The sequence below is a fragment of the Pseudomonas paraveronii genome (assembly GCF_963681955.1).
Taxonomy (GTDB): Bacteria; Pseudomonadota; Gammaproteobacteria; order Pseudomonadales; family Pseudomonadaceae; genus Aquipseudomonas; species Aquipseudomonas paraveronii.
Genome location: NZ_OY817130.1, coordinates 2,855,068 through 2,877,442 on the forward strand (window position 1 = coordinate 2,855,068; position 22,375 = coordinate 2,877,442).

A 22,375-nucleotide genomic window follows, 5' to 3' on the forward strand; every position below is an offset into this window, starting at 1 on the left:
GTCTGGTTCCGGTTCAAAACGACCGCACAATCCGTCCCAAGGTCTCCATCGCTTTTTCCGAGGCCTCGGACCACGGGCTGCCGTAGTTCAAGCGGATACAGTTCCTGAAACGCTGGGTCGCCGAGAAAATCGGCCCCGGTGCGATGCTGATGCCCTGGGCCAACGCCATCTGGAACAACTTGAGCGAGTCCGTCTGTTCCGGCAGTTCCAGCCAGAGGAAGTACCCGCCGGCCGGCTGGCTGACCCGCGTCTGCGCCGGAAAATACCGCGCAATGGCCGCGAGCATCGCGCTTTGCTGTTCTTCCAGGGCATAGCGCAACTTGCGCAAGTGCCGGTCATAGCCGCCGTGTTGCAGGTAGTCGGCAATCGCAGCCTGAGCGGGCATCGATGGGCATAGCGAGGTCATCAGCTTCAGGCGCTCGACCTTTTGCGCATAGCGCCCGGCCGCCACCCAGCCAATGCGATAGCCCGGTGCCAGGCTCTTGGCGAAGGAGCCGCAGTGCATCACCAGGCCCTCGGTGTCGAAGGCCTTGGCGGGTTTCGGCGCCTGTTGTCCGTAGTACAACTCTGCGTAGACGTCGTCCTCGATCAACGGCACCTGATGGCGGCGCAGCAGTTCCACCAGTGCCTGTTTCTTCGCTTCCGGCAGCGTCGCGCCGATGGGGTTCTGAAAGCTGGTCATGGTCCAGCAGGCTTTGATCGGGTAGCGCTCCAGGCTTTGCGCCAAGGCGTTGAGGTCGATGCCATCGCGCGGATGCACGGGAATTTCCACCGCTTTGAGTTTCAGGCGTTCCAGTACTTGCAGGCAGGCATAAAACGCCGGCGCTTCAATGGCCACCAGATCGCCCGGCTCGGTGACGGCCTGCAGGCACAGGTTCAACGCTTCGAGGGCGCCGTTGGTGATCAGCAGCTCCTCCATCGGCAGCATCAGGCCGCCGACCATGTACCGCAGGGCAATCTGCCGGCGCAGTTGCGGGTTGCCCGGCGACATGTCGGTCACCACCAGGCGCGGGTCCATTTCACGGCCGGCGCTGGCCAGGGAGCGGGCCAGGCGCGGCAGCGGGAACAGCATCGGGCTGGGGAAGGCCGAACCGAACGGCACGGTATTCGGGTCTTTGATGGAGTCGAGGACCGAGAACACCAATTCGCTCACATCGACTTCGGTGGACTCATGCACATGTTCACTCACCACCGGCTCGGAAAACGGGCTGGGCGCGTGGGTGTTGACGAAATAGCCGGAACGCGGCCGCGCCCGGATCAGGCCGCGGCGCTCCAGCAAGTAATACGCCTGGAACACCGTGGACGGACTGACGCCGTAGGTCTGGCTGGCATAGCGCACCGAGGGCACTCGCTGGCCAGGGCCGAGCACGCCGGAGCGGATCAGTTCTGCAATGTCGTCGGCGAATTTTTCGTAGCGTTTCAGGGTGGCCAAATTATTCTTCTCAGGATGTACGCAGGGCGAAATGTGGCAGCCGGCAAGCCAGCGGCCACATTTTATCTTTTATGCAGGCGAACCCTCAGCGGTTCAACGGCGCCACGAAGCGGCTGTCGGCAGCGCTATAGACCCACGGTTCGTCGACGTCCGTGACCTTGAAGCGCAGGGTCTGCGAACTGCTCGCCGGCTTGTCCGCCAGTAAGGCCACCGACACCGGTACATCGCTGATTTCCCCCGGTGCCAGGCTGATCTGGGTCTTGCCTTGCAACTGGAAGCCCTCGGCATCCACCAGCTCCAGGCGGTAATCCTGGCGTTGCTGGGTCTTGTTGATGACCTTGAGGCTGTAGATGTTTTCGATCTGGCCCTGGCTGTTCTCGCGGAACATGCCGCGGTCCTTGGTCACGTCCAGCGACACCATCGGCCTTTGCACCAGCGCCACGACCAGCGCGGCGATCATCACCAGCAGCACCGCACTGTAGCCGATCAGGCGTGGCCTGAGCAGGTGGGTCTTGCCGCCTTGCAGTTGATGTTCGCTGGTATAGCTCACCAGGCCGCGAGCGTAGCCCATTTTGTCCATGATCGAATCGCAGGCATCGATGCACGCCGCGCAGCCGATGCATTCCATTTGCAGGCCGTCGCGGATATCGATGCCGGTGGGGCACACTTGCACGCACAATTGGCAATCGATGCAGTCGCCGAGGCCGACGTCCGCCGGTTTGGCCTCACGCTTGCGCGGGCCGCGGTGTTCGCCACGGGCTGCATCGTAGGAGATGGTCAGGGTGTCCTTGTCGAACATCACGCTCTGGAACCGCGCATATGGGCACATGTGCATGCACACCGCTTCGCGCATCCAGCCGGCGTTGATGTAAGTGGCGGCGGTGAAAAACACCACCCAGAACAGGCTCACGCCACCCAGTTGCCAGGTCAGCAGTTCGGCGGCCAGCGGGCGTATGGGCGTGAAGTAACCGACAAAGGTCAGCCCGGTCAGCACGCTGATACCCAACCACAGCGTATGTTTGGCCGAGCGCCGCGTCAGTTTGTTCAGGCTCCAGGGCGCCGCTTGCAGCTTGATGCGCTGGTTGCGTTCGCCTTCGGTGACTTTTTCACACCACATGAACAGCCAGGTAAACGAGCTTTGCGGGCAGGTGTAACCGCACCACACCCGGCCGGCGAACACGGTGATCGCAAACAGGCCGAAGGCACAGATGATCAGCAGCGCCGACAGCAGGATGAAGTCCTGCGGCCAGAAGGTCGCACCGAAAATGTGGAACTTGCTTTCGGCCAAGTCCCACAGTACGGCCTGGCGACCGCCCCAGTTCAGCCACACGGTGCCGAAAAACGCCAGGAACAGAAAGCCTGCACCGGCGACGCGCAAGGTGCGGAACAGGCCGGTAAAGCTACGGGTATGGATCAGGTTGTCGCTGGATTGGGCCTTCACCTTCTTCGGGTGTGCAGGCTCGTGGATTTCCACGGTTCGGACGGGGATTATTTCGCTCATGGTCGTTCGCTCATCAGCCTCCATCAGGCCGACGAACTATGCTCGCCGTGCTGTTTGCATAACAGACTCAGGTGTGGCGATAAAAAGCGGATCAGATGTGCTGCCAAAGCGCCACTGCGACAATGTGCTGCACCCCGTGGCGCCTGGGGCGCAGCTCGGTTCAGCGTGTGCTGACACAGATCAATCAAATCACCGAATCACTGTCGCTGGCCTTCAGGTGTTTGCGCCCATCCTTGGCGCCGGCGACGGTCAGTGCATCGGCCTCGACCTCGGTGATGTAGATCCGGTCGTCGTTCAACGCCACGAAAGACATGGATTTTTCGCTGTCGGTACTGACGGTGACTTGGGACGCGGGCAGGCTTTGTTCCTGGCCGTTGTCATCGACCGTGAAGTAGCAGATCTGGTTTTCGATACGTACAGGCATGGTGAACTCCTTGTCATCGTCTGGTGATGGTGAGGGGATAGCATTGGGCTGAGGGTTCCTCCACCCGCACGGGCGGGTCTTGCGGCGGTTCCTCCTCAGGAGGCGCAGCCGGGTCCGGTTCGGTGGGCGGCAGGGTCGGCTTGTCGATATTCGGATCGGGCGTTTGCGCGGGAATCGGGATATTCATCGGTGTGGCCTCCTTTGTGCTTTGCTCTATCGGTGGACAATTGCCTGGGGGAATTGATTCCCCCCGTCGATGGCGGCACATCCACCTGAACTTTTCACCCGGACCCGGGCTCGGACCTTATGTGGCCCTGCTCAGGGAGAGCGGTGTCGTATCAGAATTCGGATCAAGCAAAGAGCGTCCACAGGGCGTAAGGGGAAGATGCTCGATGACTGCTGAAACACTGACTCCAAACGATTACATACTGCCGCTGTCCCAGGCGTTGTTGCTGCCTCGCATCGCGATTGAAAGCACCACGCCGGTGATCGACGGCGGCGAATTTGCCGTCAAGGCCGTGGTCGGCCAGCGCATCAACGTCACCAGCAAGGTGTTCGCCGATGGCCACGACAAGCTCGCGGTACTGATCCGCTGGCGCGCCCTGCACGATGAGAGCTGGCACAGCGAGGTCATGGCCGATATCGGCAACGACGGCTGGGAGGGCGCATTTACTGTCACCGTCCAAGGGCCCCATGAATATTGCATCGAAGCCTGGCTCGATACCTTTGCCAGCTTTTGCTACGAACTGCGTAAGAAACACGAGGCCGGCGTGCCGGTCAGCCTTGAGTTGCAGGAAGGCCGCAGCCTGGTGCTGCTGGCCGCCGAGCGCAGTGACAATGAGCTGCGCGAGCGCCTGATGCGCTTGCACCACGAGCTCTCCGGCCTGCTGGAAACCGAGCAGGTTGCGCTGTTCCTGCACGAAGACAGTGCGTACCTGATGACCCGGGCTGACCACCGCGCCTATTTGAGCATCAGTCCCGTGTACCCGATCGATGTGGAGCGCGAGCGTGCGCAGTTCGCCAGTTGGTACGAGCTGTTTCCGCGCTCTATCACCGATCATCCAGCGCGTCACGGTACATTCCTCGACGTGCATTCGCGCTTGTCGATGATCCATGACATGGGGTTTGACGTGCTGTACTTCCCGCCGATCCACCCCATCGGCCGCCGCCACCGCAAAGGCAAGAACAATGCCTTGAGTGCCGGCCTGGACGATCCGGGCAGCCCCTACGCAATCGGCAGCGAGGAGGGCGGCCACGACGCGATTCACCCGCAACTGGGCAGCCGCGACGATTTTCGGCGCCTGGTCAAGGCTGCCGCCGACCATGGCCTGGAAGTCGCTCTGGACTTCGCCATTCAGTGCTCCCAGGACCACCCATGGCTCAAGCAGCACCCGGGCTGGTTCAACTGGCGCCCGGACGGCACGATCAAATACGCGGAAAACCCGCCGAAAAAGTACCAGGACATTGTCAACGTCGATTTCTACGCCGCCGATGCGATCCCCAGCCTGTGGACCGAGCTGCGTGACGTGGTGATCGCTTGGGTCGAGGAGGGCGTGAAGACATTCCGCGTCGATAACCCTCACACCAAGCCGCTGCCATTCTGGCAATGGCTGATCAGCGACGTGCGGTCCAAGTACCCGGAGGTGATCTTCCTCGCCGAAGCGTTCACCACGCCGGCAATGATGGCGCGCTTGGGCAAGGTCGGTTACTCCCAGAGCTACACCTATTTCACCTGGCGCAACACCAAGGCCGAGCTGGGCGAGTACTTGGCGCAATTGAACGAGTCGCCATGGCGCGAGTGCTACCGGCCGAACTTCTTCGTCAACACCCCGGACATCAACCCCGCGTTCCTGCATCAATCCGGGCGCCCGGGTTTTTTGATCCGCGCCGCGCTGGCGACCATGGGTTCAGGCTTGTGGGGCATGTATTCGGGTTTTGAGCTGTGCGAAGCCGCGCCGGTGCCGGGCAAGGAAGAGTACCTGGACTCGGAGAAATACGAGATCCGTCCACGGGACTTCACCGCGCCCGGCAACATCATCGCCGAGATCGCCCAACTCAACCGCATCCGTCGGCAAAACCCGGCGTTGCACACCCATCTGGGGCTCAAGCTCTACAACGCCTGGAACGAGAACATCCTGTACTTCGGCAAGCGCAGCGAAGACGGCAGCAATTTCATCCTGGTGGCGGTCAACCTCGACCCGTTCAATGCCCAGGAGGCGCAATTCGAATTACCGCTGTGGGAGCTGGGCCTGCCGGACGACGCCCACACCCAGGGCGAAGATCTGATGAACGGCCATCGCTGGACCTGGTACGGCAAGACCCAATGGATGCGGCTGGAGCCGCAGATGCCGTTCGGGATCTGGCGCATCACCACGTACTAAGCGTAGTAGGGCTCCTTGCACATCGAGCCGGTTCAGTCTGCAAGCATTCTCGAGTTTTCAGGAGTTTCCAATGGCGAAGAAACCCAAGGCTGCCACCTTTATCAAAGACCCGCTGTGGTACAAAGACGCAGTGATTTATCAGGTTCACGTCAAATCCTATTTCGACTCCAACAATGACGGCATCGGTGACTTTCCCGGGCTGATCGCCAAACTCGACTACATCGCCGACCTCGGTGTGAACACCATCTGGCTCTTGCCGTTCTACCCCTCGCCACGTCGCGACGACGGCTATGACATCGCCGAGTACCGTGGCGTCCACAGCGACTACGGGACCATGGCCGACGCTCGGCGCTTTATCGCCGAAGCCCATAAACGCGGGCTGCGGGTGATCACCGAGCTGGTGATCAACCACACCTCCGACCAGCACCCGTGGTTTCAGCGGGCGCGCAAGGCCAAGCCCGGTTCGGCGGCGCGGGACTTTTATGTGTGGTCCGATGACGACCAGAAGTACGACGGTACGCGCATCATCTTTCTCGATACCGAGAAGTCCAACTGGACCTGGGACCCGGTCGCTGGCCAGTACTTCTGGCACCGTTTCTATTCGCACCAGCCCGACCTCAACTTCGACAACCCGCAAGTGATGAAAGCCGTGCTGTCGGTGATGCGCTACTGGCTGGACATGGGCATCGACGGCCTGCGCCTGGACGCGATCCCTTACCTGATCGAGCGCGACGGCACCAACAACGAAAACCTGCCAGAGACCCACGACGTCCTCAAGCAGATCCGCGCCGAAATCGACGCCCACTACCCCGACCGCATGCTGCTGGCCGAAGCCAACCAGTGGCCGGAAGACACGCAGTTGTACTTCGGCGACAAAAAGGGCGACGACGGCGATGAGTGCCATATGGCCTTTCACTTTCCGCTGATGCCGCGCATGTACATGGCGCTGGCCCAGGAAGACCGTTTTCCGATCACCGACATCCTGCGCCAGACCCCGGAAATCCCGGCCAATTGCCAATGGGCGATCTTCCTGCGCAACCACGATGAACTGACCCTGGAAATGGTCACCGACAAAGAGCGCGACTACCTGTGGAACTACTACGCCGCCGACCGTCGCGCGCGCATCAACCTGGGCATTCGTCGGCGCCTGGCGCCGTTGATGGAGCGTGACCGCCGTCGCGTCGAGCTGCTCAACAGCCTGCTGCTATCGATGCCCGGCACGCCGACCCTGTATTACGGCGATGAAATCGGCATGGGCGACAACATCTACCTCGGCGACCGCGACGGCGTGCGCACGCCGATGCAGTGGTCCATCGACCGCAACGGCGGCTTCTCCCGCGCAGACCCGGCCAGCCTGGTGCTGCCGCCGATCATGGACGCGCAATACGGCTACCAGTCGGTCAACGTCGAAACCCAGGCCCAGGACCCGCATTCGCTGCTGAACTGGACCCGGCGCATGCTCGCGGTGCGCAAGCAGTCCAAGGCGTTTGGCCGGGGCAGCTTGAAGATGCTCTCGCCGAGCAACCGGCGCATCCTCGCCTATACCCGTGAATTCACCGGGGACGATGGCCGCACTGAAATCATCCTGTGCGTGGCCAACGTTTCGCGCAGCGCCCAGGCGGCCGAGTTGGACCTCTCGGCCTTCGCCGGCATGGTGCCGGTGGAGATGCTCGGCGGTAATGCGTTCCCGCCCATTGGTCAGTTGAATTTCCTGCTGACCCTGGCGCCGTATGGCTTCTATTGGTTTGTGCTGGCGGCGGAAAACCAGATGCCCAGCTGGCATGTGGAACCGGTGCAAAGCATGCCGGACTTCACCACCCTGGTATTGAAAAAACGCATGGAAGAGCTGCTCGACGAACCGTGTCGCACCGCCCTGGAGCACACGTCGCTGCCGAGTTGGCTGCCCAAGCGCCGCTGGTTCGCCGGCAAGGACACGGCCATCGACAGCGTGCATATTGCCTATGGGGTACGGTTCGGCGACCCGCAGCACCCGGTGCTGCTCAGCGAAATCGAGGTGAGTGCCGGTGGCCAGGTCAGCCGCTATCAACTGCCGTTCGGCTTCCTCGGCGAAGACCAGTTCACCAGCGCCTTGCCGCAACAACTGGCCCTGGCCCGTGTGCGACGCGTGCGTCAGGTCGGGTTGGTGACCGATGCGTTCAGCCTGGAACACTTCATCCGTGCAGTGATCCAGGCCTTGCAGGTGGGTACAGTATTGACCACCAGCCAAGGCGAGTTGCGCTTTGAAGCCACGCCGCACCTGGCCAACCTGCAACTGAGCGATGAATCGGCAGTGCGTTACCTGGCCGCCGAGCAGTCCAACAGCTCGGTGGTGGTGGGCGAGAGCCTGGTGCTCAAGCTGATCCGTAAAGTCAGCGCCGGGGTACACCCGGAACTGGAGATGAGTGCCTATCTGACCGCAGCCGGTTACCGGAACATTTCGCCGTTGCTCGGTTCGATGATTCGGCGTGACGCCGAAGGTCAGGACAACCTGTTGATGATTGCCCAGGGCTACCTGAGCAACCAGGGCGACGCCTGGGGCTGGACCCAGAACAACCTGGAACGCGCCATACGCGACGAACTGGCCGAAGCCATCTCCGAACAGGAGCAGCACTACAACGCCTTGGGCGAGCTGGCGGACTTCGCCGGTTTGCTCGGGCAGCGCCTGGGTGAAATGCACGGCGTGTTGGCGGCGTCAACGGCCAACCAGGATTTCAATCCCGAAGTCACCACGGCCAAGGATGCCCAGGCCTGGGCCAAGGATGTCGGCGCGCAGATCGAGCGCGCCCTGCAATTGCTCAAACTGCATCAAAGCCATTTGAACCCGGCCGATCAGGCGCGGGTCAGTGAATTGCTGGATCAGAAAAAAGCCATCGCCAGTCATGTTCAGGCATTGGCGAACGCCACGTTGGGCGGGCTGCGTATTCGCGTGCATGGTGATTTGCACCTCGGCCAGGTGCTGGTGGTGAAAGGCGACGCCTACCTGATCGACTTTGAAGGAGAGCCGGCGCGGCCGCTGCACGAACGGCGCGGCAAGCACAGCCCGTATAAAGACGTCAGCGGTGTGCTGCGCTCCTTTGATTACGCGGCGGCCATGGCCTTGAATGTGCAGGGCGTGGACCAATCACCCGCGGCGCACGCCGCACGCCAGCGTGTGACCGAGCGCTACCTAAGTGAGGCGCGTCTGGCATTTATCAAGGTTTATCACGCGACGACGGCTACACTGGCGCATGACTGGCAGGATGCCAAAGGCCAAGACGCAGCGCTGACGTTGTTCAGCCTGGAGAAGGCCGCGTACGAAGTGGCCTATGAAGCGGAAAACCGCCCGACCTGGCTGCCGGTGCCCTTGCAGGGTTTACACGGTTTGCTGAGCGGGTTCATACCTGGATCGAAATCTGTACGCGGTGGGGAGACGTCATGAGCTTTACAAATAAAGAACCGCTGCAGCCAAAACTGACTGCAATGCCGGCGTCCAAGGACGTCGAAGCGCTGGTGCGCGCCGAGCACCATGATCCGTTCTCGGTTCTCGGGCCACATGATGATGAGCACGGCGGCCAGTTTATCCGTGCGTTCCTGCCGGAGGCCTTGAGCGTCCAGGTGCTGAGTCGCGACGGCGGCGAGCCGATCGGCAGCCTCGACGCGACCTCGGTGCCGGGCTTGTTTATCGGGCATTTCAGCAGTCGCCAGGCCTACGTGTTGAAGATCCAATGGGCCGGTGGCGAACAGATCACCGAAGACCCTTACAGCTTCCAGCAACTGCTGCTGGGGGAAATGGACCTGTACCTGTTTGCCGAAGGCAATCACCGCGACCTCAGCAACTGCCTGGGTGCCCAGGTGACCACGGTCGATGGCGTGCAGGGCGTGCGCTTCGCCGTATGGGCGCCGAACGCCCGGCGTGTTTCGGTGGTGGGCGACTTCAATATCTGGGATGGCCGGCGCCACCCGATGCGCCTGCGGCATCCATCCGGCGTGTGGGAGATCTTTATCCCGCGCCTGCAACCGGGCGCGGCCTACAAGTACGAAATCCTCGGCGCCAACGGCATCTTGCCGCTCAAGGCCGACCCGATGGCCCTGGCCACCCAGATGCCACCCGACACCGCGTCGAAAGTCGCTGCGCCGCTGCAGGTCGACTGGCAGGACCACGCGTGGATGCAGGCGCGCACCGAAAAGCAGAAGTCCACCGCGCCGCTGTCGATTTATGAATTGCACGTCGGCTCCTGGCAGTGCGAACTGGACGAGGCCGGTGAGGTTTCGCGCCAGTACGGCTGGCGCGAACTGACCGAGCGGCTGATTCCGTATGTGCAGCAACTGGGGTTCACCCATATCGAGCTGATGCCGATCATGGAACACCCGTTCGGCGGCTCCTGGGGCTATCAAGCGTTGTCCCAGTTCGCGCCGACTGCGCGCTTCGGTTCGCCGCAAGAGTTCGCCGAGTTCGTCAATGCCTGTCACCAGGCCGACATTGGCGTGATCCTCGACTGGGTGCCGGCGCATTTTCCCACCGATACCCACGGCCTCGCGCAATTCGATGGCACGGCGTTGTACGAATACGCCAACCCGCTGGAAGGCTTCCACCAGGATTGGGACACGTTGATCTACAACCTGGGCCGCACCGAAGTGCATGGCTTTATGCTGGCCTCGGCGCTGCATTGGCTCAAACACTTCCACGTCGATGGCCTGCGCGTGGATGCCGTGGCCTCGATGCTGTACCGCGATTATTCGCGCAAGGCCGGCGAATGGGTGCCCAACCGCTATGGCGGCCGCGAGAACCTGGAAGCCATCGACTTCCTGCGGCACTTGAACGATGTGGTCGCCCTGGAAGCGCCTGGCGCACTGGTGATCGCCGAAGAGTCCACGGCCTGGCCGGGCGTCAGCCAGCCGACCCAACAGGGTGGCCTGGGCTTCAACTACAAGTGGAACATGGGCTGGATGCACGATTCCCTGCATTACATCCAGCAAGACCCGGTGTACCGCGCGCACCATCACAATGAACTGAGTTTCGGCCTGGTGTATGCCTGGTCCGAGCGCTTCATCCTGCCGATCTCCCACGATGAAGTGGTCCATGGCAAGCACTCGCTGATCGACAAGATGCCCGGCGACCGCTGGCAGAAATTCGCCAACCTGCGTGCCTACCTGAGTTTCATGTGGATGCACCCGGGCAAGAAGCTGCTGTTCATGGGCTGCGAGTTCGGCCAATGGCGCGAGTGGAACCACGACCAGCAACTGGACTGGTACCTGCTGCAATACCCCGAACACCGTGGGGTACAGAAGCTGGTCGGTGACTTGAATCGCCTGTACCGCGAGGAGCCGGCGCTGTATGAGCAGGACGACGCGCCCCAGGGTTTCCAGTGGCTGATCGGCGACGATGCGATCAACAGCGTCTATGCCTGGCTGCGCTGGAGCAAGGACGGCCGCCCAGTGCTGGTGGTGGCCAACTTCACGCCGGTGCCCCGTGAAGCCTACACGGTCGGCGTGCCGTTTGCCGGGCGTTGGAGCGAGGTGATCAACAGTGATGCGGACACGTATGCCGGTTCCAACTACGGCAATGGCGGCGGGGTGTTCACCGAAGATGAGCCGCGTCATGGGCAGCCGGTGTCGCTGTCGTTGAATTTGCCGCCATTGGGCGTGCTGATTTTGCGTCCCCAAGACAGTTAAGCGCGCTAAGGAGCTGGATTCTATTGTCCGCGCTAGTGGCAGGGTGCCACAATGGCGCCTTTGTCGCGGCAGTCGAATCAGGCGGATTTCATGAATGGCCTTGGGCATAAGCAAGACCAGGATTGCGCTATAGAGGCGCAGGTGCGAACTGACCGTTTGCATCAGTTGTTTCGTCAGTCATTTGCCGCCATCCTCGGCAGTTTTTTTGCGGCGGCGATGCTCTGCTGGCTGTGCTGGGACCGTTTTGACCACCAGGTCATGCAGGTATGGCTGGTGCTGCTGGGGGCATCATCGCTGCTGCGGGTGAAAATGTTCCTGGAGTGGTTTCGCAGCCCCAACAGCGAACGCACGCCGGAACGCTGGGAGCGCCGTTACTGGACCACCTTGATGCTGTCTGCCAGCATCTGGGGCGCCGGTGCCTTTGCGGTGATGCCCAGTGATGACCGGATGTCCCAAGTGCTGGTGATATTGTTTACCGTGGGCATGTCTGTCAGCGCTGTGTCGTGCTATTCGGCCTATCGTTACATGACGATGGTGTCCATGGGCCTGGTGCTGCTGCCGTGTACGCTGTGGCTGTTGTTTCAGCCGTCATCGATGCAGGTCGGGGTGGCGATTTCGGTGCTGGTGTTTTCTTCGTTTGTGGTCAGCGCCACGCGCAAGTTATCCGACGCCCTGGAAAAAGCCTTCCGCCTGACCCGGCAAATGGAACGCGCCCACACTATTTCAACGCACGCCGCACAGACCGATGAACTCACCGGGCTGATGAACCGCCGTGCGTTTTTCGAGCATGCGCAGTTGTTGTACACCCAGTGTCGTCTCAACCAGCAACCGCTGTGCGCGTTGATGATGGACATGGATCACTTCAAGCAAATCAACGATACCTACGGTCATCAGGCCGGTGACCAGGTGTTGCGGCAGATCGGCGGAGTGATCTGCGCGTCGTTTCGCCAGGCCGATGTGTATGGCCGTCTGGGGGGCGAGGAGTTTGCGGTATTGCTGCCCAATACGTCGCTGGAAACCGCTCGGAGTATCGCTGAGGAACTGATCAAGGCTATCTCCGGTATGGTGTTCGACCCTGTACAGGGCCTGACTGCGAGCCTCGGTGTGGCGTCGACTTATACTCGGGATGAGGACCTGCACGCGCTGATGAATAGCGCCGACAAGGCGCTCTATCGCGCCAAGGCCCTTGGCCGCAATCAAGTGGCCGTGGCGGAGTAGGGCTCAGTCCCTCAACAAGGCCTTCGCCAGCGCCCGCGCCACCTGGTCGGCGGAGTAGGGCTTGGCCAGGAACTCGAACCCCTCGTAGCCGCTTTCCGCCAGTTCTTCGCTGTAGCCTGAAGTGAGCACCACCGGCAGGTCGGCGCGACGTTGGCGTAGAACCTTGGCCATCGCCACGCCCGTCATGCCCGGCATCACCACGTCCGAGAAAATCGCATCGAACCCCGTGGCGTCCGGACCGACCAGCGCCAGTGCCTGTTCGGCATCGGTCGCCCAGGTGGTCTGGTAACCGAGGTCCTGGAGAATCTGGTTGGCGAAACGGCCTACCTCCAGGTTGTCTTCCACGATCAGGATGTTGTGCAGGGTCGTGTCATGGACAGGTGCCTGGTCCCTGGGGCAGGGCTCGCAACGGGGGGCCTGCGGTTCAACCTCGGGCAGGTACAGGGTAAACACCGTGCCCTGGCCAAGACGGCTGGCCACGTCGACGTTGCCGCCGGACTGCTTGGCGAAGCCGAACACCTGCGACAACCCCAGGCCCGTGCCTTTGCCCATGGCCTTGGTGGTGAAGAAGGGCTCGAAAATGCGTTCGAACGTCTCAGCCGGAATACCGCTGCCGGTGTCGGCCAGGACCACCGTGACAAACGGCTGGCGAGCTTCGGCATCGCCACGGATGCGCGGCAGCGCGTCCACCGTGGCGACGCGCAGGGTCAGGGTGCCCTGGCCGTCCATGGCATCGCGGGCGTTGAGCGCGATATTGATCAGCGCAGTTTCGAACTGGCTTGAGTCGACCCGCACGTGGCACGGCCGCTCGGGCAACTGGACCTGCACCTGAATGCGTGCGCCGGTGACACTGTCGAGCATCTCGCCAATGTTTTTGACCCGCTGCGTCACATCGAAGACTTCCGGGTTCAGCGGTTGGCGGCGTGCGAATGCGAGTAACTGGCTGGTCAGCTTGCTGGCGCGCTCGACGGTGTCGGACACCGCGCACATGTAGCGTTGGCGCCGCTCTTCGGACAGCCCGGGTTGGCGCAAAAAATCCACCGACGAACGAATGATGGTCAGCAGGTTGTTGAAATCATGGGCCACGCCGCCGGTCAATTGGCCGATGGCTTCGAGTTTCTGCGATTGACGCAGTGCCGCTTCGGCCTGGGCCAGCGCAGTGGTGCGTTCCTCCACGCGCTGTTCGAGGGTGGCGTTCAATTCGGTAAAGGCCGCCAACCCCTCGCGCACGGCGGCGTTGGCGCGCACCCGTTCGATGTGTGCCCAGGACCGTTCGGTGACTTCAGCCAACAGTGCCAGGTCATACGGCGACCAGGTTCGCTGCGTTTTGCTGTGAACTGTCATCAGGGCGGTGAGGCGAGCGTTTTTGATCAGCGGCATGCAGATCGTGGCGGTGGCGCCCAGGGCTTGGAACGTCATGGCTTCTTGCGTGGGCAGTTCGAGCAGGTTATTGCCGATCACCAACGGCTCACCGGCCAGCAGGCAGTTGACTGCGGTTTGCCCGAAGTCTTGCAGACTGTAGTGGCCGACGATGTTGGGGGCACCTGGGGCCGTCCAGTTGTCACGGATGGTAAAGCCGTCTTCATCGGCGTCCATATCGGCGTAAGCGCAGATGGACACCTGCAGATGCTGCGCCAGCAGGCGGGTGGTGGCGGTCATGATGGTTTCGGCATCGACGGCGTTGGCCACCGCGCTGCTGATGGTATCCAGCACGGCAAGGCGGCGCGAAAGGAACACCGTGGCGGTGCTTTCGGTCACGGTATCGAGCATACCGACGACCTGGCCCTGCGGGTCGCGGATCGGGCTATAGCAGAACGTGAAGTACGCCTGTTCCGGCGCTGCGCCACGTTCGATCATCAGGGGGAAGTTTTCGATGTAGGTCGCATGGCCCTGGAAGGCCGCATTGGCGATGGGGCTGATGTCGTCCCATACCTCGCTCCAGATCTCGCTGAACGGACGTCCCAAGGCGTAGGGTTTATTCCCCAGGATCGGAATGAACGCGTCGTTATAGAGGGTCGTCAGTTGAGGCCCCCACACGATGGCCTGGGGGAAACTTGAGGCAAAGCACAGCGCCACGGTGGTCTTGAGCACATCCGGCCAGTGTTCCAGCGGCCCCAGGGGGGTATTGGCCCAATCGTGCTGGCGTACCCGCTCGGCCATGTCGCTGCTGCTTTGCAGCCAATTCATCATCGGGTGAACACCTTGTTTGCCACGGTCTGTTTTGGATACCTGAAGCGGTCACGCTAACAAGCTACAGACCGGAATGATTGCTGCCAGTTCAGCGCAATTATCCATGAGATGGCATTTTGATGCTCCGTCCATCTGGATAGATATCATCGCCGGTGTCCACTTATTGTTGTGTGCCGAAGACCCCCGTCCAATAAATGCCGGCATCGCTCTTCGGGTCCATGGCATAGGCGGCGCCCAATTCACGGAATTGCGGGTTCATCAGGTTGGCGCAATGGCCGGGGCTGGCGAGCCAGCCGTCCACCACTTTGCGCGGGGTGTCGAGGCCGGCCGCGATGTTTTCGCCGATGTTCTTCGCGCTGTACCCGGCCAGATCGGCACGGTCGCCCGGGGTGCGGCCGTCGTGGTCCAGATGGTCGAAGAAATTGCCATTGGCCATGTTGCGTGTGTGGCTGTTGGCGGCACTGGCCAAGGTGTCGTTCCACGACAGTGGCGTGGTCGCGGTGAACGCCTGCGCGCCGCACTGGCGCGGTTGTGTACGGGCGGCGTTGATCAGGTTCAGCAGTTGCTTGCCTTCGGTCTGCCAATCGCCCAGGCCGCTGGACAACAGCGGGCGGGCGAGCACGATGCGCCAGTCCTGGCCGCTGTTGCTCACGCCGATGTCGACGAATTGCGGGTCCAGCACCACGCGGCAGAAACTCTCGCGCACGGCTTTCATGGCGGCCAGGGCATCCTTGGGGCCGGACAGGCTGATTGCCTGCACGTTGACCATCGGGTACGCCGCCCGGGCCAAGGCCTGCTGCAAGTCGCCGACATTGCTGGCCGGCAGCACCAGGCGCGTATCGCTGGCCAGCGGAGGCAGTTCCTGAGAACCCTGGTCGCCGCAGCGTTGTACCTGGCTGCGGTAAGTGTTGATCTGTTGCACCAACTGACTTTCTTCATTCGCCATCGCGCTGGCGCAGTACACCAGGCTGGCGGCCAGCGTCGTCAGACTCATCATCAATGACAGCACGCGCATGGACGTTACCCTTGAGCTTGAAAGCGCCCATGATGCGCGATGTAGGTGCGTCCATGCACCCGTTGGTCCGAACTTTTTTCCTCAGTTCATGAATGGCGAATGTTTACGGCCCTGGTCGCACAAGGCGAAGGCCACCCACTGCCGCGCGGATAGGGCGAGGATGATTACCGCGCCATGGCCGACGATGTTCGGTTCACGTCGGCCGACGCCGGTGCTGTCGCTGCCATGCCAGGGCGGTGGCTAGCAGGATCAAACCTAATGCCAGGGCAAAGGTGGCGTGCAGGCCATCAGCCACGGATTGAGGCGTGGCATGGGTGAGGTCGGGGGTTGTCCAGGCGAACATCGCGCCCAATACCGACGCTCCGAAAATCAGGCCAAGGTTGCGTGACAGGTTCAACAAGCCCGAGACCGTGCCTCGGTGTGCTGCATCGACCGCGCTCATCACCGCCGTGTTGTTGGCGGCCTGGAACAGGCTGTAGCCCGCCGTCAGCGTGATCAGTGAGCCAAGGTAAGTGACCAGCCCGGATGTCAGGCACAGCGACAGGGCGCCGCTGGCCATGACGGCCAGCCCCATGAGCGTCGCGGGTTGGCTGCCGAACCGTTCAGTCAGGCGCCCTGCGGGAATGCCAGTGACCGCCGCCACACCGGGGCCGACGGCCATTGCCAGGCCCATCGAGGCCGGATCGAGATCCAATCCATGGGACAAGTAGAACGGCCCGACCACAAAGGTGGCCATGATGACCGCAGACACCAACGCGCTCATCGCCAGGCCGGCGCGCAATGATGCCGACTGCAATGACCGCCAAAAGCGGGCGCCAGTGGCTAACGGTACAGGTGGCTGATCGACGGGTAAGTAACGACAGGCGAGGGCGGCCGCCAGCAACCCCAGAGGCGCACCCACCAGAAACAGCGCCCGCCAGCCCCACGCACTGAGCAACAGGCCGCCCACGCCGGGGCCCATGGCGGTGCCGACGGCCGACATCGTGCCGAGCAAACCCATCACGCGTGCGGTACGCGCTCGGGTGACGGTGTCGCCCACCATCGCCAATGTCATCGCCATCATGATCGCTGCACCCAGGCCTTGCAGGGTGCGCGCTGCAATCAGCCAAGGCAGAGAAGGCGCGGCACCGCATAACCCACAGGCCAACGCAAACAGCAGCAACCCGGCAATCAACAGCCGCCGTCGCCCCAGCCGATCGCCCAAGCGCCCCGCACTGACAATGACCGCCGTGATCGCCAGCAGGTAGGCCAGCACCACCCATTGCGTTGCGTGAAAGGACGCATTGAATGCCTGCGTGAGGCTGGGCAGGCCGACATTGGCGATGCTGGTACCAAGGGCAGCCAGCAACATGGACAGGGACAGGCTGACAAGACCGCCGCGTGAGGAGGTGTGCATGGAGATTCCTTGAATGAACGCAACTGTCACAAATCTACGGTGTCGCCTAACATGGCGGAAGGCGCATGAATTGCACTAAATACCTGCATGTGACGCCTGATATGGAGCGCTGATGCCCGACCTCAATTTGCTGATCACTCTGGATGTATTACTCGCCGAAGGCAGCGTCGCGCGCGCGGCCAAGCGCTTGCGGTTGAGCCCTTCGGCCATGAGCCGGGCGCTGGCGCGCTTGCGTGACACCACCGGCGACCCGTTGCTGGTCCGCGCTGGCCGTGGCCTGGTGCCGACGCCACGGGCGTTGGAGTTGCGCAAACAGGTCAGTCGGTTGGTGCAGGACGCCCAGGCCGTGCTGCGCCCGGTGCAAGCTCTGGCGATGGCCCAGGTGCTGCGTACCTTCACCCTGCGCACCAGCGATGAATTCGTCGAACGCTTCGGCCCGGCGCTGCTCGACCGTATTGCCAAGGACGCCCCCGGTGTGCGCCTGCGTTTCGTCAGTAAGACCGACAAAGACACTGCGTTGCTGCGCGAAGGCAGCGTCGACCTGGACATCGGCGTGGTCGACCCCACGGCCAGCCCCGAAGTGCTGACCCAGGCGCTGTTTCGCGATCGCCTGATGGGCGTGGTGCGCAGCGACCATCCCCTGAGCCAGGGCGACGTCAGCGCTGCACGCTTTGCCGAGGGCCGACACATCTACGTGTCCCGCCGCGGCCAGGACCGTGGCCAGATCGACGACGCTCTCGAAGCCCAAGGCCTGACGCGGCAGATCGGCAGCATCGTCGCCAGTTTTTCCACCGCCATCGCCCTGGCCCGCAACACCGACCTGATTGCCTCGGTGCCCGAACGCTATACCCCAGACCGGCGCGACCTGTTCTGTTTTGCGCTGCCGGTGGCGTTGCCCGCGTTTACCGTGGCGATGCTCTGGCACCCACGGTTGGACGCCGACCAGGCCCATCGTTGGTTGCGCGGGTGTTTGCGCGAGGTGTGTGGACGATGACGGTGCGGATCTATCTGAGCGGTGCAGCCGGCGCGGGTGGATGCCAGCCTATCGATCCCGAACCTGCTGCAACAGGTACAATCGCGCCTGTCTTGACGCGAAACCCCAGGAATTTGCATGTTCAGCCTTACCCGCTACACCACGCCGTGCCCCGAGCCGATCAACAGCCAGATCCTGCAGATGGTGGTGGACAACCTCACCGACATCAGCAGCGTCGCTTTGCCGCCGAGTAACCTGCTCTACAACATTTACCAATATGCCATCGGCTTTGAGGTGCATTTGTACCTGCAGGCGCTGGACGGGTCGAAGGGGATCGCGGTCGAACTGATCGTTGCGACGTCTGCGCAAGACCCGGAACACGTCATTGGTTTTTTGCTGTACTTGCCGGTCAAGGACGATCCTGAAGCCTGTGGTGTGGCGTTCATGGCCGTGCAGGCAGGCTTCAGGCGCCAGGGTGTGGCGCGGGGAATGATGCAGGACGTGCTGGCGCGTTACCCTCACGCCGAATTGGCGTGTGCCGTGGAAAAAGTCCCGGCCTTCGCGGCGATGGGCTTTCAGGTGCGCGGCGCCCGCGGCACGCAGGTGCTGATGAACACCCGCGACTACGCCACCGATGGCTTGATGGGCGTGCTGGACGTGGCCTCCATCTATAACTCATTGGAAGTGCGGCAGATTCATACCTACCTGCTGCAAAAGCACGGCAAACGCGCCATGGTGGATGCCGAGAAGCAACGCGACCGGCACCTGGATCAACTGACGCATAAGGTCCGGCTGTTTGTGCAGGGGCGAGGCTGAAAAAAGCCTTTCACCTGGCGCTGCGTGCCCCACGATTGACCATCGCCAGAATGGTCGCCAACAACTCCTGCTGCGCCTCTTCACGGCTGAGCTCACCGCTGGCCGCCGCGTGGGACAAGGCTTCCGCTGCCCCCAGCATGGCCCGCAGCCCGGCCTGGGACACGCTACCGCCGGGGCTAAACGGGGCCAGTGCATCGCGGCACTTATCGAGAAAGATCGCTTCGTACTTGCGCTTGAGGGTTTCCAACTCCGGCGAACTGCTCAGCGCTGCAATGACCCCCGGAATTTCCCGACCTTGCAGTAACACGCAGTCGACATAGGACGAGGCGATCACCCACGCCCGACTCTCCAGGGTCGGGCTGCTGGCTTCGATCGCGTCGGCAAACACCTGGTTCTGGCGCCCATCGAAATCCTCATACAGCGCCGCCAGCAACCCGGCACGGGTAACGAAATGGTCATAGACCACCGGCTTGGTCACGCCCGCGCGTTCCGCCAGGTGGCCGAGGGTCAGGGCTTCGGTGCCTTCTTCACGCACCAGTTGCCAGGCCACGTCCAACAATTGACGCAGACGATCTTCACGCGACAGACGGCGACGCGGGGCAGGGGATTCACTGCTTGACATGCTTATATACCAAAAGTAACTTACCAAAGGTAACTTAATCCCAGCATAACCCCAATGAGAGTCACTGTCATGCACGCACTGATCGTTGTAGCTCATCACGACCCGCAATCCCTCACCCACAGCCTGGCCGCGCAAGTCGCCGCCGGGCTGAGCGCGTCCGGCCATACGTTCGAAATCGCCGACCTCGCCGCCGAAGGCTTCGACCCGCGCTATACCGCTGCCGACCAGCGCGTACACCGTACCCGCGCTGCACCTCCGGCCGACGTCCTCGCCGAGCAAGCCCGCATCGACCGCGCCGACGCCCTGGTATTGGTGTTCCCCATTTACTGGTGGTCGCTGCCGGGCCTGCTCAAGGGCTGGATCGACCGCGTGTTCGTCAACGGCTGGGCGATCGACTACGGCCCTGACACTCCGGTGGTGAAGAAACTGCGGCACTTGCAGGTTCACCTGCTGGCCCTCGGTGCTGCCGATCAAAGCGCGTTTGAGCGCCATGGCTATGCCAAGGCCATGCACACGCAGATCGACTACGGGATCTTCGATTACTGCGGCGCGCAGGTGCTGACGTCAGCGTTGCTGCTGGACTCGGAAAGCGGCGAGGCGCAGGCGCATCTGGATCACGCCAAGGCGGTGGGCCAGAGGCTGTTCGAAACCGAGACGGTCGCCGGATGATTCAGCTGCGAGCAGGGAACCAGAAACCGTTGGACGACCAATCAAGGCGTTCATAATCACTGGAGATTTGATAATGACTTCAATTTCTGCTGTACCGGGTTCCGCACTGCTTGCTCCTACCATTGACACATCCAAGGGAAAACCCACGGTAGATCAAGTGAGACAAGAGCTGCAAAACAATGCGAACCACAACAGTCAGTTTCCAAATATATCGCCTGACGAAGTTCAACGTTTGAACTCCGAGCAAATGGACAGGCTTAACAAATATCCCACGCTGACTTACCAAGACGTGCTGAATGGGCATGGCGTGAAAGGTGGCGATAATTTCGTCTGGTAACTACGTTACTTGCGGCTCGCGTCAGGCCTGGAGCAGCAGCTTGGTGCCGATGCGCTGAAAGGACCGACTAGAGTCCAAGCAGGTCATGTGCATCCAGCAGCCGGTAGGCAATCTCCGGCCGTTTCTCCAGGCCCCGGCGAATCGCCGCCGGGATCGATTGTCGGGTCTTGCGGCACAGGCCGGGCAGTTCGTCGATGACGATTTGAATCCCGCGCATGCTCTTGACCTCGGTGTGCCCCGGCGCGACATGCACGCGGATACCCAACAGCGCATACATCCGCTGTTGCAGGCGCTCCAGGTCCTGCAGGCTTTGCAGGTCTTCGAGGCGTTCGATCAGACGTTTTTCTTCCTGGCGCGTCAGGTTGAGGATGCGCAGGTCGGCCCCTGGGGTTTGCAGCAGTTGTTCGCGGTCACAGACACAGGCGCCGGGTGGGCAGGGTTGGCGAATGGTCATGATCAAGCCCTCCCCATCTCGACGCCGTGGACTCAGTAGGTCAGGGCAACACCCAGGCTGCCCAGTGCCTTCCAGTAGTCAGGATAGGTCTTGGCCACGCAGTCCGGGTCCTGAATGCGGATGCCCGAGACTTTCAGGCCGGCCAACGCGAAGCACATGGCGATGCGGTGGTCGGCGTGGGTGTCAATCAGGGCATTGCTCGCCGTGCCTGCCAATGCCGGATCGCTGGCCACCAGCAGGTCATCGCCTTCGATGCGGGCCAGGCCTGGGCGGATCTGGTTGAGGCCGTCGTGCAGTGCCTGCACGCGGTCGCATTCCTTGACGCGCAGGTTGGCCAGTTCGGTGAAGCGCACCGGGGTGCTGTTGAACGCGGCCAGTACGGCGAGCGTCGGGATCGCGTCCTGCATTTGCGAACCCACCACCGTGGCTTGCATGTTCGGGAACTGCGCGATCACTGCCTGGGCCTTGGCGTCCGGCTGGGTGAAGTGTTGTGCGGCGACGCCGATATCGATGTGGCCGCCGGTCAGCACTTCAGCCGCCCACAGGTAGGTGGCGGCGGAGGCGTCCGGTTCGATCAGGTAGTCATGGGCGGTGTAGCCGCTTGGGGCGACGCGCCAAGTGGTGTCGTCGACCACGTCGACCTGTGCGCCGAATGCACGCATGCAATCAAGGGTCAGGTCCACATAGCCGCGGGCGCCGATGTCCTTGCCGGTCAGCGCCACTTCAATCGGCGCTTCACCGCAGGCCGCGAGCATCAGCAAGGCCGATACGTATTGGCTGGACAAACCGCCGTCGATTTCAAAGCGCTTGGCCTGGACCTTGCCCGTGCCATGCACGGTGACTGGCGGGCAACCGGTCGGGCTGTCGACTTGGATGCCGTTCTGGCCGAGGGTGGCGAGCAGCGGGCCGATCGGGCGTTTGCGCATGTACTCGTCGCCGTCCAGCACCACGGTGCCTTGCACAGTGGCCACGGCGGCAGTGAGGAAACGCATCGCGGTGCCGGCGTTGCCGAGGAACAACGGCTGCGCGGGCAATTGCAGCTTGCCTTGGCCCGTGACCACGAAGGTGGTGTCGTCCGGCTCATCGATGGTTACGCCCATCTGGCGCAGGGCCACCGACATATGCCGGGTGTCATCGCTCTTCAACGCGCCGCTGAGGCGGCTGGTGCCCTTGGCCAGGGCCGCGAGCAACAGGGCGCGGTTGGTAATGGATTTGGAGCCGGGGGGCGCGACCTTGCCATTGAGGGGGAAGTTGGGCGGTGTAACGGTCACGGTTTTCTGCGAACTCAAGGTACA

The 22,375-nt window shown here is 62.2% G+C and carries 18 protein-coding genes; 8 read left to right on the plus strand and 10 right to left on the minus strand.

Features of this window, described 5'->3' with window-relative positions; translation table 11 throughout:
- Positions 1-13: 13 nt before the first annotated feature.
- The 4 genes from mapR to U5A08_RS13020 all read right to left on the minus strand — a co-directional run bounded on the left by mapR (position 14) and on the right by U5A08_RS13020 (position 3,544).
- The gene (mapR, locus tag U5A08_RS13005) at positions 14-1,423 is read right to left on the minus strand and encodes a GntR family transcriptional regulator MpaR (protein ID WP_253400385.1); all 1,410 of its coding nucleotides are present in this window, start codon (positions 1,421-1,423) and stop codon (positions 14-16) included.
- A gap of 94 nt (positions 1,424-1,517) precedes the next feature.
- Positions 1,518-2,933: a cytochrome c oxidase accessory protein CcoG gene (gene ccoG, locus U5A08_RS13010; RefSeq protein ID WP_321851831.1), complete on the minus strand. Its 1,416-nt coding sequence runs from the start codon at positions 2,931-2,933 to the stop codon at positions 1,518-1,520.
- Between the two features lie 184 nt (positions 2,934-3,117).
- Positions 3,118-3,357, minus strand: coding sequence for a DUF3203 family protein (locus U5A08_RS13015; RefSeq protein ID WP_253395384.1), 240 nt, complete (start codon positions 3,355-3,357; stop codon positions 3,118-3,120).
- 13 nt (positions 3,358-3,370) lie between these two features.
- The gene (locus tag U5A08_RS13020) at positions 3,371-3,544 is read right to left on the minus strand and encodes a hypothetical protein (RefSeq protein ID WP_253395386.1); all 174 of its coding nucleotides are present in this window, start codon (positions 3,542-3,544) and stop codon (positions 3,371-3,373) included.
- A gap of 205 nt (positions 3,545-3,749) precedes the next feature.
- Between U5A08_RS13020 and U5A08_RS13025 the strand changes: the two genes are divergently transcribed.
- From U5A08_RS13025 to U5A08_RS13040, 4 genes are all read left to right on the plus strand, one after another.
- The gene (locus U5A08_RS13025) at positions 3,750-5,738 is read left to right on the plus strand and encodes an alpha-1,4-glucan--maltose-1-phosphate maltosyltransferase (RefSeq protein WP_321851834.1); all 1,989 of its coding nucleotides are present in this window, start codon (positions 3,750-3,752) and stop codon (positions 5,736-5,738) included.
- A gap of 70 nt (positions 5,739-5,808) precedes the next feature.
- Complete coding sequence (gene treS, locus U5A08_RS13030) at positions 5,809-9,156, plus strand: maltose alpha-D-glucosyltransferase (protein ID WP_321851835.1); 3,348 nt, start codon at positions 5,809-5,811, stop codon at positions 9,154-9,156.
- Positions 9,153-11,390 (plus strand): 1,4-alpha-glucan branching protein GlgB, encoded by a 2,238-nt coding sequence (glgB, locus tag U5A08_RS13035; RefSeq protein WP_321851836.1) that lies wholly within the window; start codon positions 9,153-9,155, stop codon positions 11,388-11,390. The genes treS and glgB overlap by 4 nt, the downstream gene beginning before the upstream one ends.
- 51 nt (positions 11,391-11,441) lie before the next feature.
- Entirely contained in the window at positions 11,442-12,608 is a 1,167-nt protein-coding gene (locus U5A08_RS13040) for a GGDEF domain-containing protein (protein ID WP_321851837.1), read from the plus strand.
- A gap of 3 nt (positions 12,609-12,611) precedes the next feature.
- Here the strand turns inward: U5A08_RS13040 and U5A08_RS13045 are convergent, their stop codons facing one another.
- The 3 genes from U5A08_RS13045 to U5A08_RS13055 form a co-directional block, all read right to left on the minus strand.
- On the minus strand, positions 12,612-14,798 hold the full coding sequence (locus tag U5A08_RS13045) for an ATP-binding protein (protein ID WP_321851838.1): 2,187 nt from the start codon (positions 14,796-14,798) through the stop codon (positions 12,612-12,614).
- 160 nt (positions 14,799-14,958) lie between these two features.
- Positions 14,959-15,813, minus strand: a complete 855-nt coding sequence (locus tag U5A08_RS13050) for a CAP domain-containing protein (RefSeq protein WP_253395400.1) — start codon at positions 15,811-15,813, stop codon at positions 14,959-14,961.
- A 193-nt stretch (positions 15,814-16,006) separates the two neighbouring features.
- Entirely contained in the window at positions 16,007-17,209 is a 1,203-nt protein-coding gene (locus U5A08_RS13055) for an MFS transporter (RefSeq protein WP_321851840.1), read from the minus strand.
- A 112-nt stretch (positions 17,210-17,321) separates the two neighbouring features.
- Between U5A08_RS13055 and U5A08_RS13060 the strand changes: the two genes are divergently transcribed.
- On the plus strand, positions 17,322-18,203 hold the full coding sequence (locus U5A08_RS13060) for a LysR family transcriptional regulator (protein ID WP_321851841.1): 882 nt from the start codon (positions 17,322-17,324) through the stop codon (positions 18,201-18,203).
- Positions 18,204-18,320: 117 nt separating this feature from the next.
- Positions 18,321-18,998: a GNAT family N-acetyltransferase gene (locus tag U5A08_RS13065; protein WP_253395406.1), complete on the plus strand. Its 678-nt coding sequence runs from the start codon at positions 18,321-18,323 to the stop codon at positions 18,996-18,998.
- Between the two features lie 10 nt (positions 18,999-19,008).
- Here U5A08_RS13065 and U5A08_RS13070 read toward each other — a convergent pair whose 3' ends face one another.
- Entirely contained in the window at positions 19,009-19,620 is a 612-nt protein-coding gene (locus tag U5A08_RS13070; protein ID WP_321851843.1) for a TetR/AcrR family transcriptional regulator, read from the minus strand.
- A 69-nt stretch (positions 19,621-19,689) separates the two neighbouring features.
- Between U5A08_RS13070 and U5A08_RS13075 the strand changes: the two genes are divergently transcribed.
- Both U5A08_RS13075 and U5A08_RS13080 read left to right on the plus strand, forming a co-directional pair.
- Complete coding sequence (locus tag U5A08_RS13075; protein WP_253395410.1) at positions 19,690-20,289, plus strand: NAD(P)H-dependent oxidoreductase; 600 nt, start codon at positions 19,690-19,692, stop codon at positions 20,287-20,289.
- A gap of 73 nt (positions 20,290-20,362) precedes the next feature.
- The gene (locus U5A08_RS13080; RefSeq protein ID WP_253395412.1) at positions 20,363-20,626 is read left to right on the plus strand and encodes a hypothetical protein; all 264 of its coding nucleotides are present in this window, start codon (positions 20,363-20,365) and stop codon (positions 20,624-20,626) included.
- A 67-nt stretch (positions 20,627-20,693) separates the two neighbouring features.
- Here the strand turns inward: U5A08_RS13080 and U5A08_RS13085 are convergent, their stop codons facing one another.
- On the minus strand, positions 20,694-21,080 hold the full coding sequence (locus U5A08_RS13085) for a hypothetical protein (RefSeq protein ID WP_253395414.1): 387 nt from the start codon (positions 21,078-21,080) through the stop codon (positions 20,694-20,696).
- Positions 21,081-21,112: 32 nt separating this feature from the next.
- Positions 21,113-22,369 carry a 3-phosphoshikimate 1-carboxyvinyltransferase gene (gene aroA, locus U5A08_RS13090; protein WP_253395416.1) on the minus strand — a complete coding sequence of 419 codons (1,257 nt, stop codon included), beginning with the start codon at positions 22,367-22,369 and terminating at the stop codon, positions 21,113-21,115.
- Positions 22,370-22,375 lie beyond the last annotated feature (6 nt).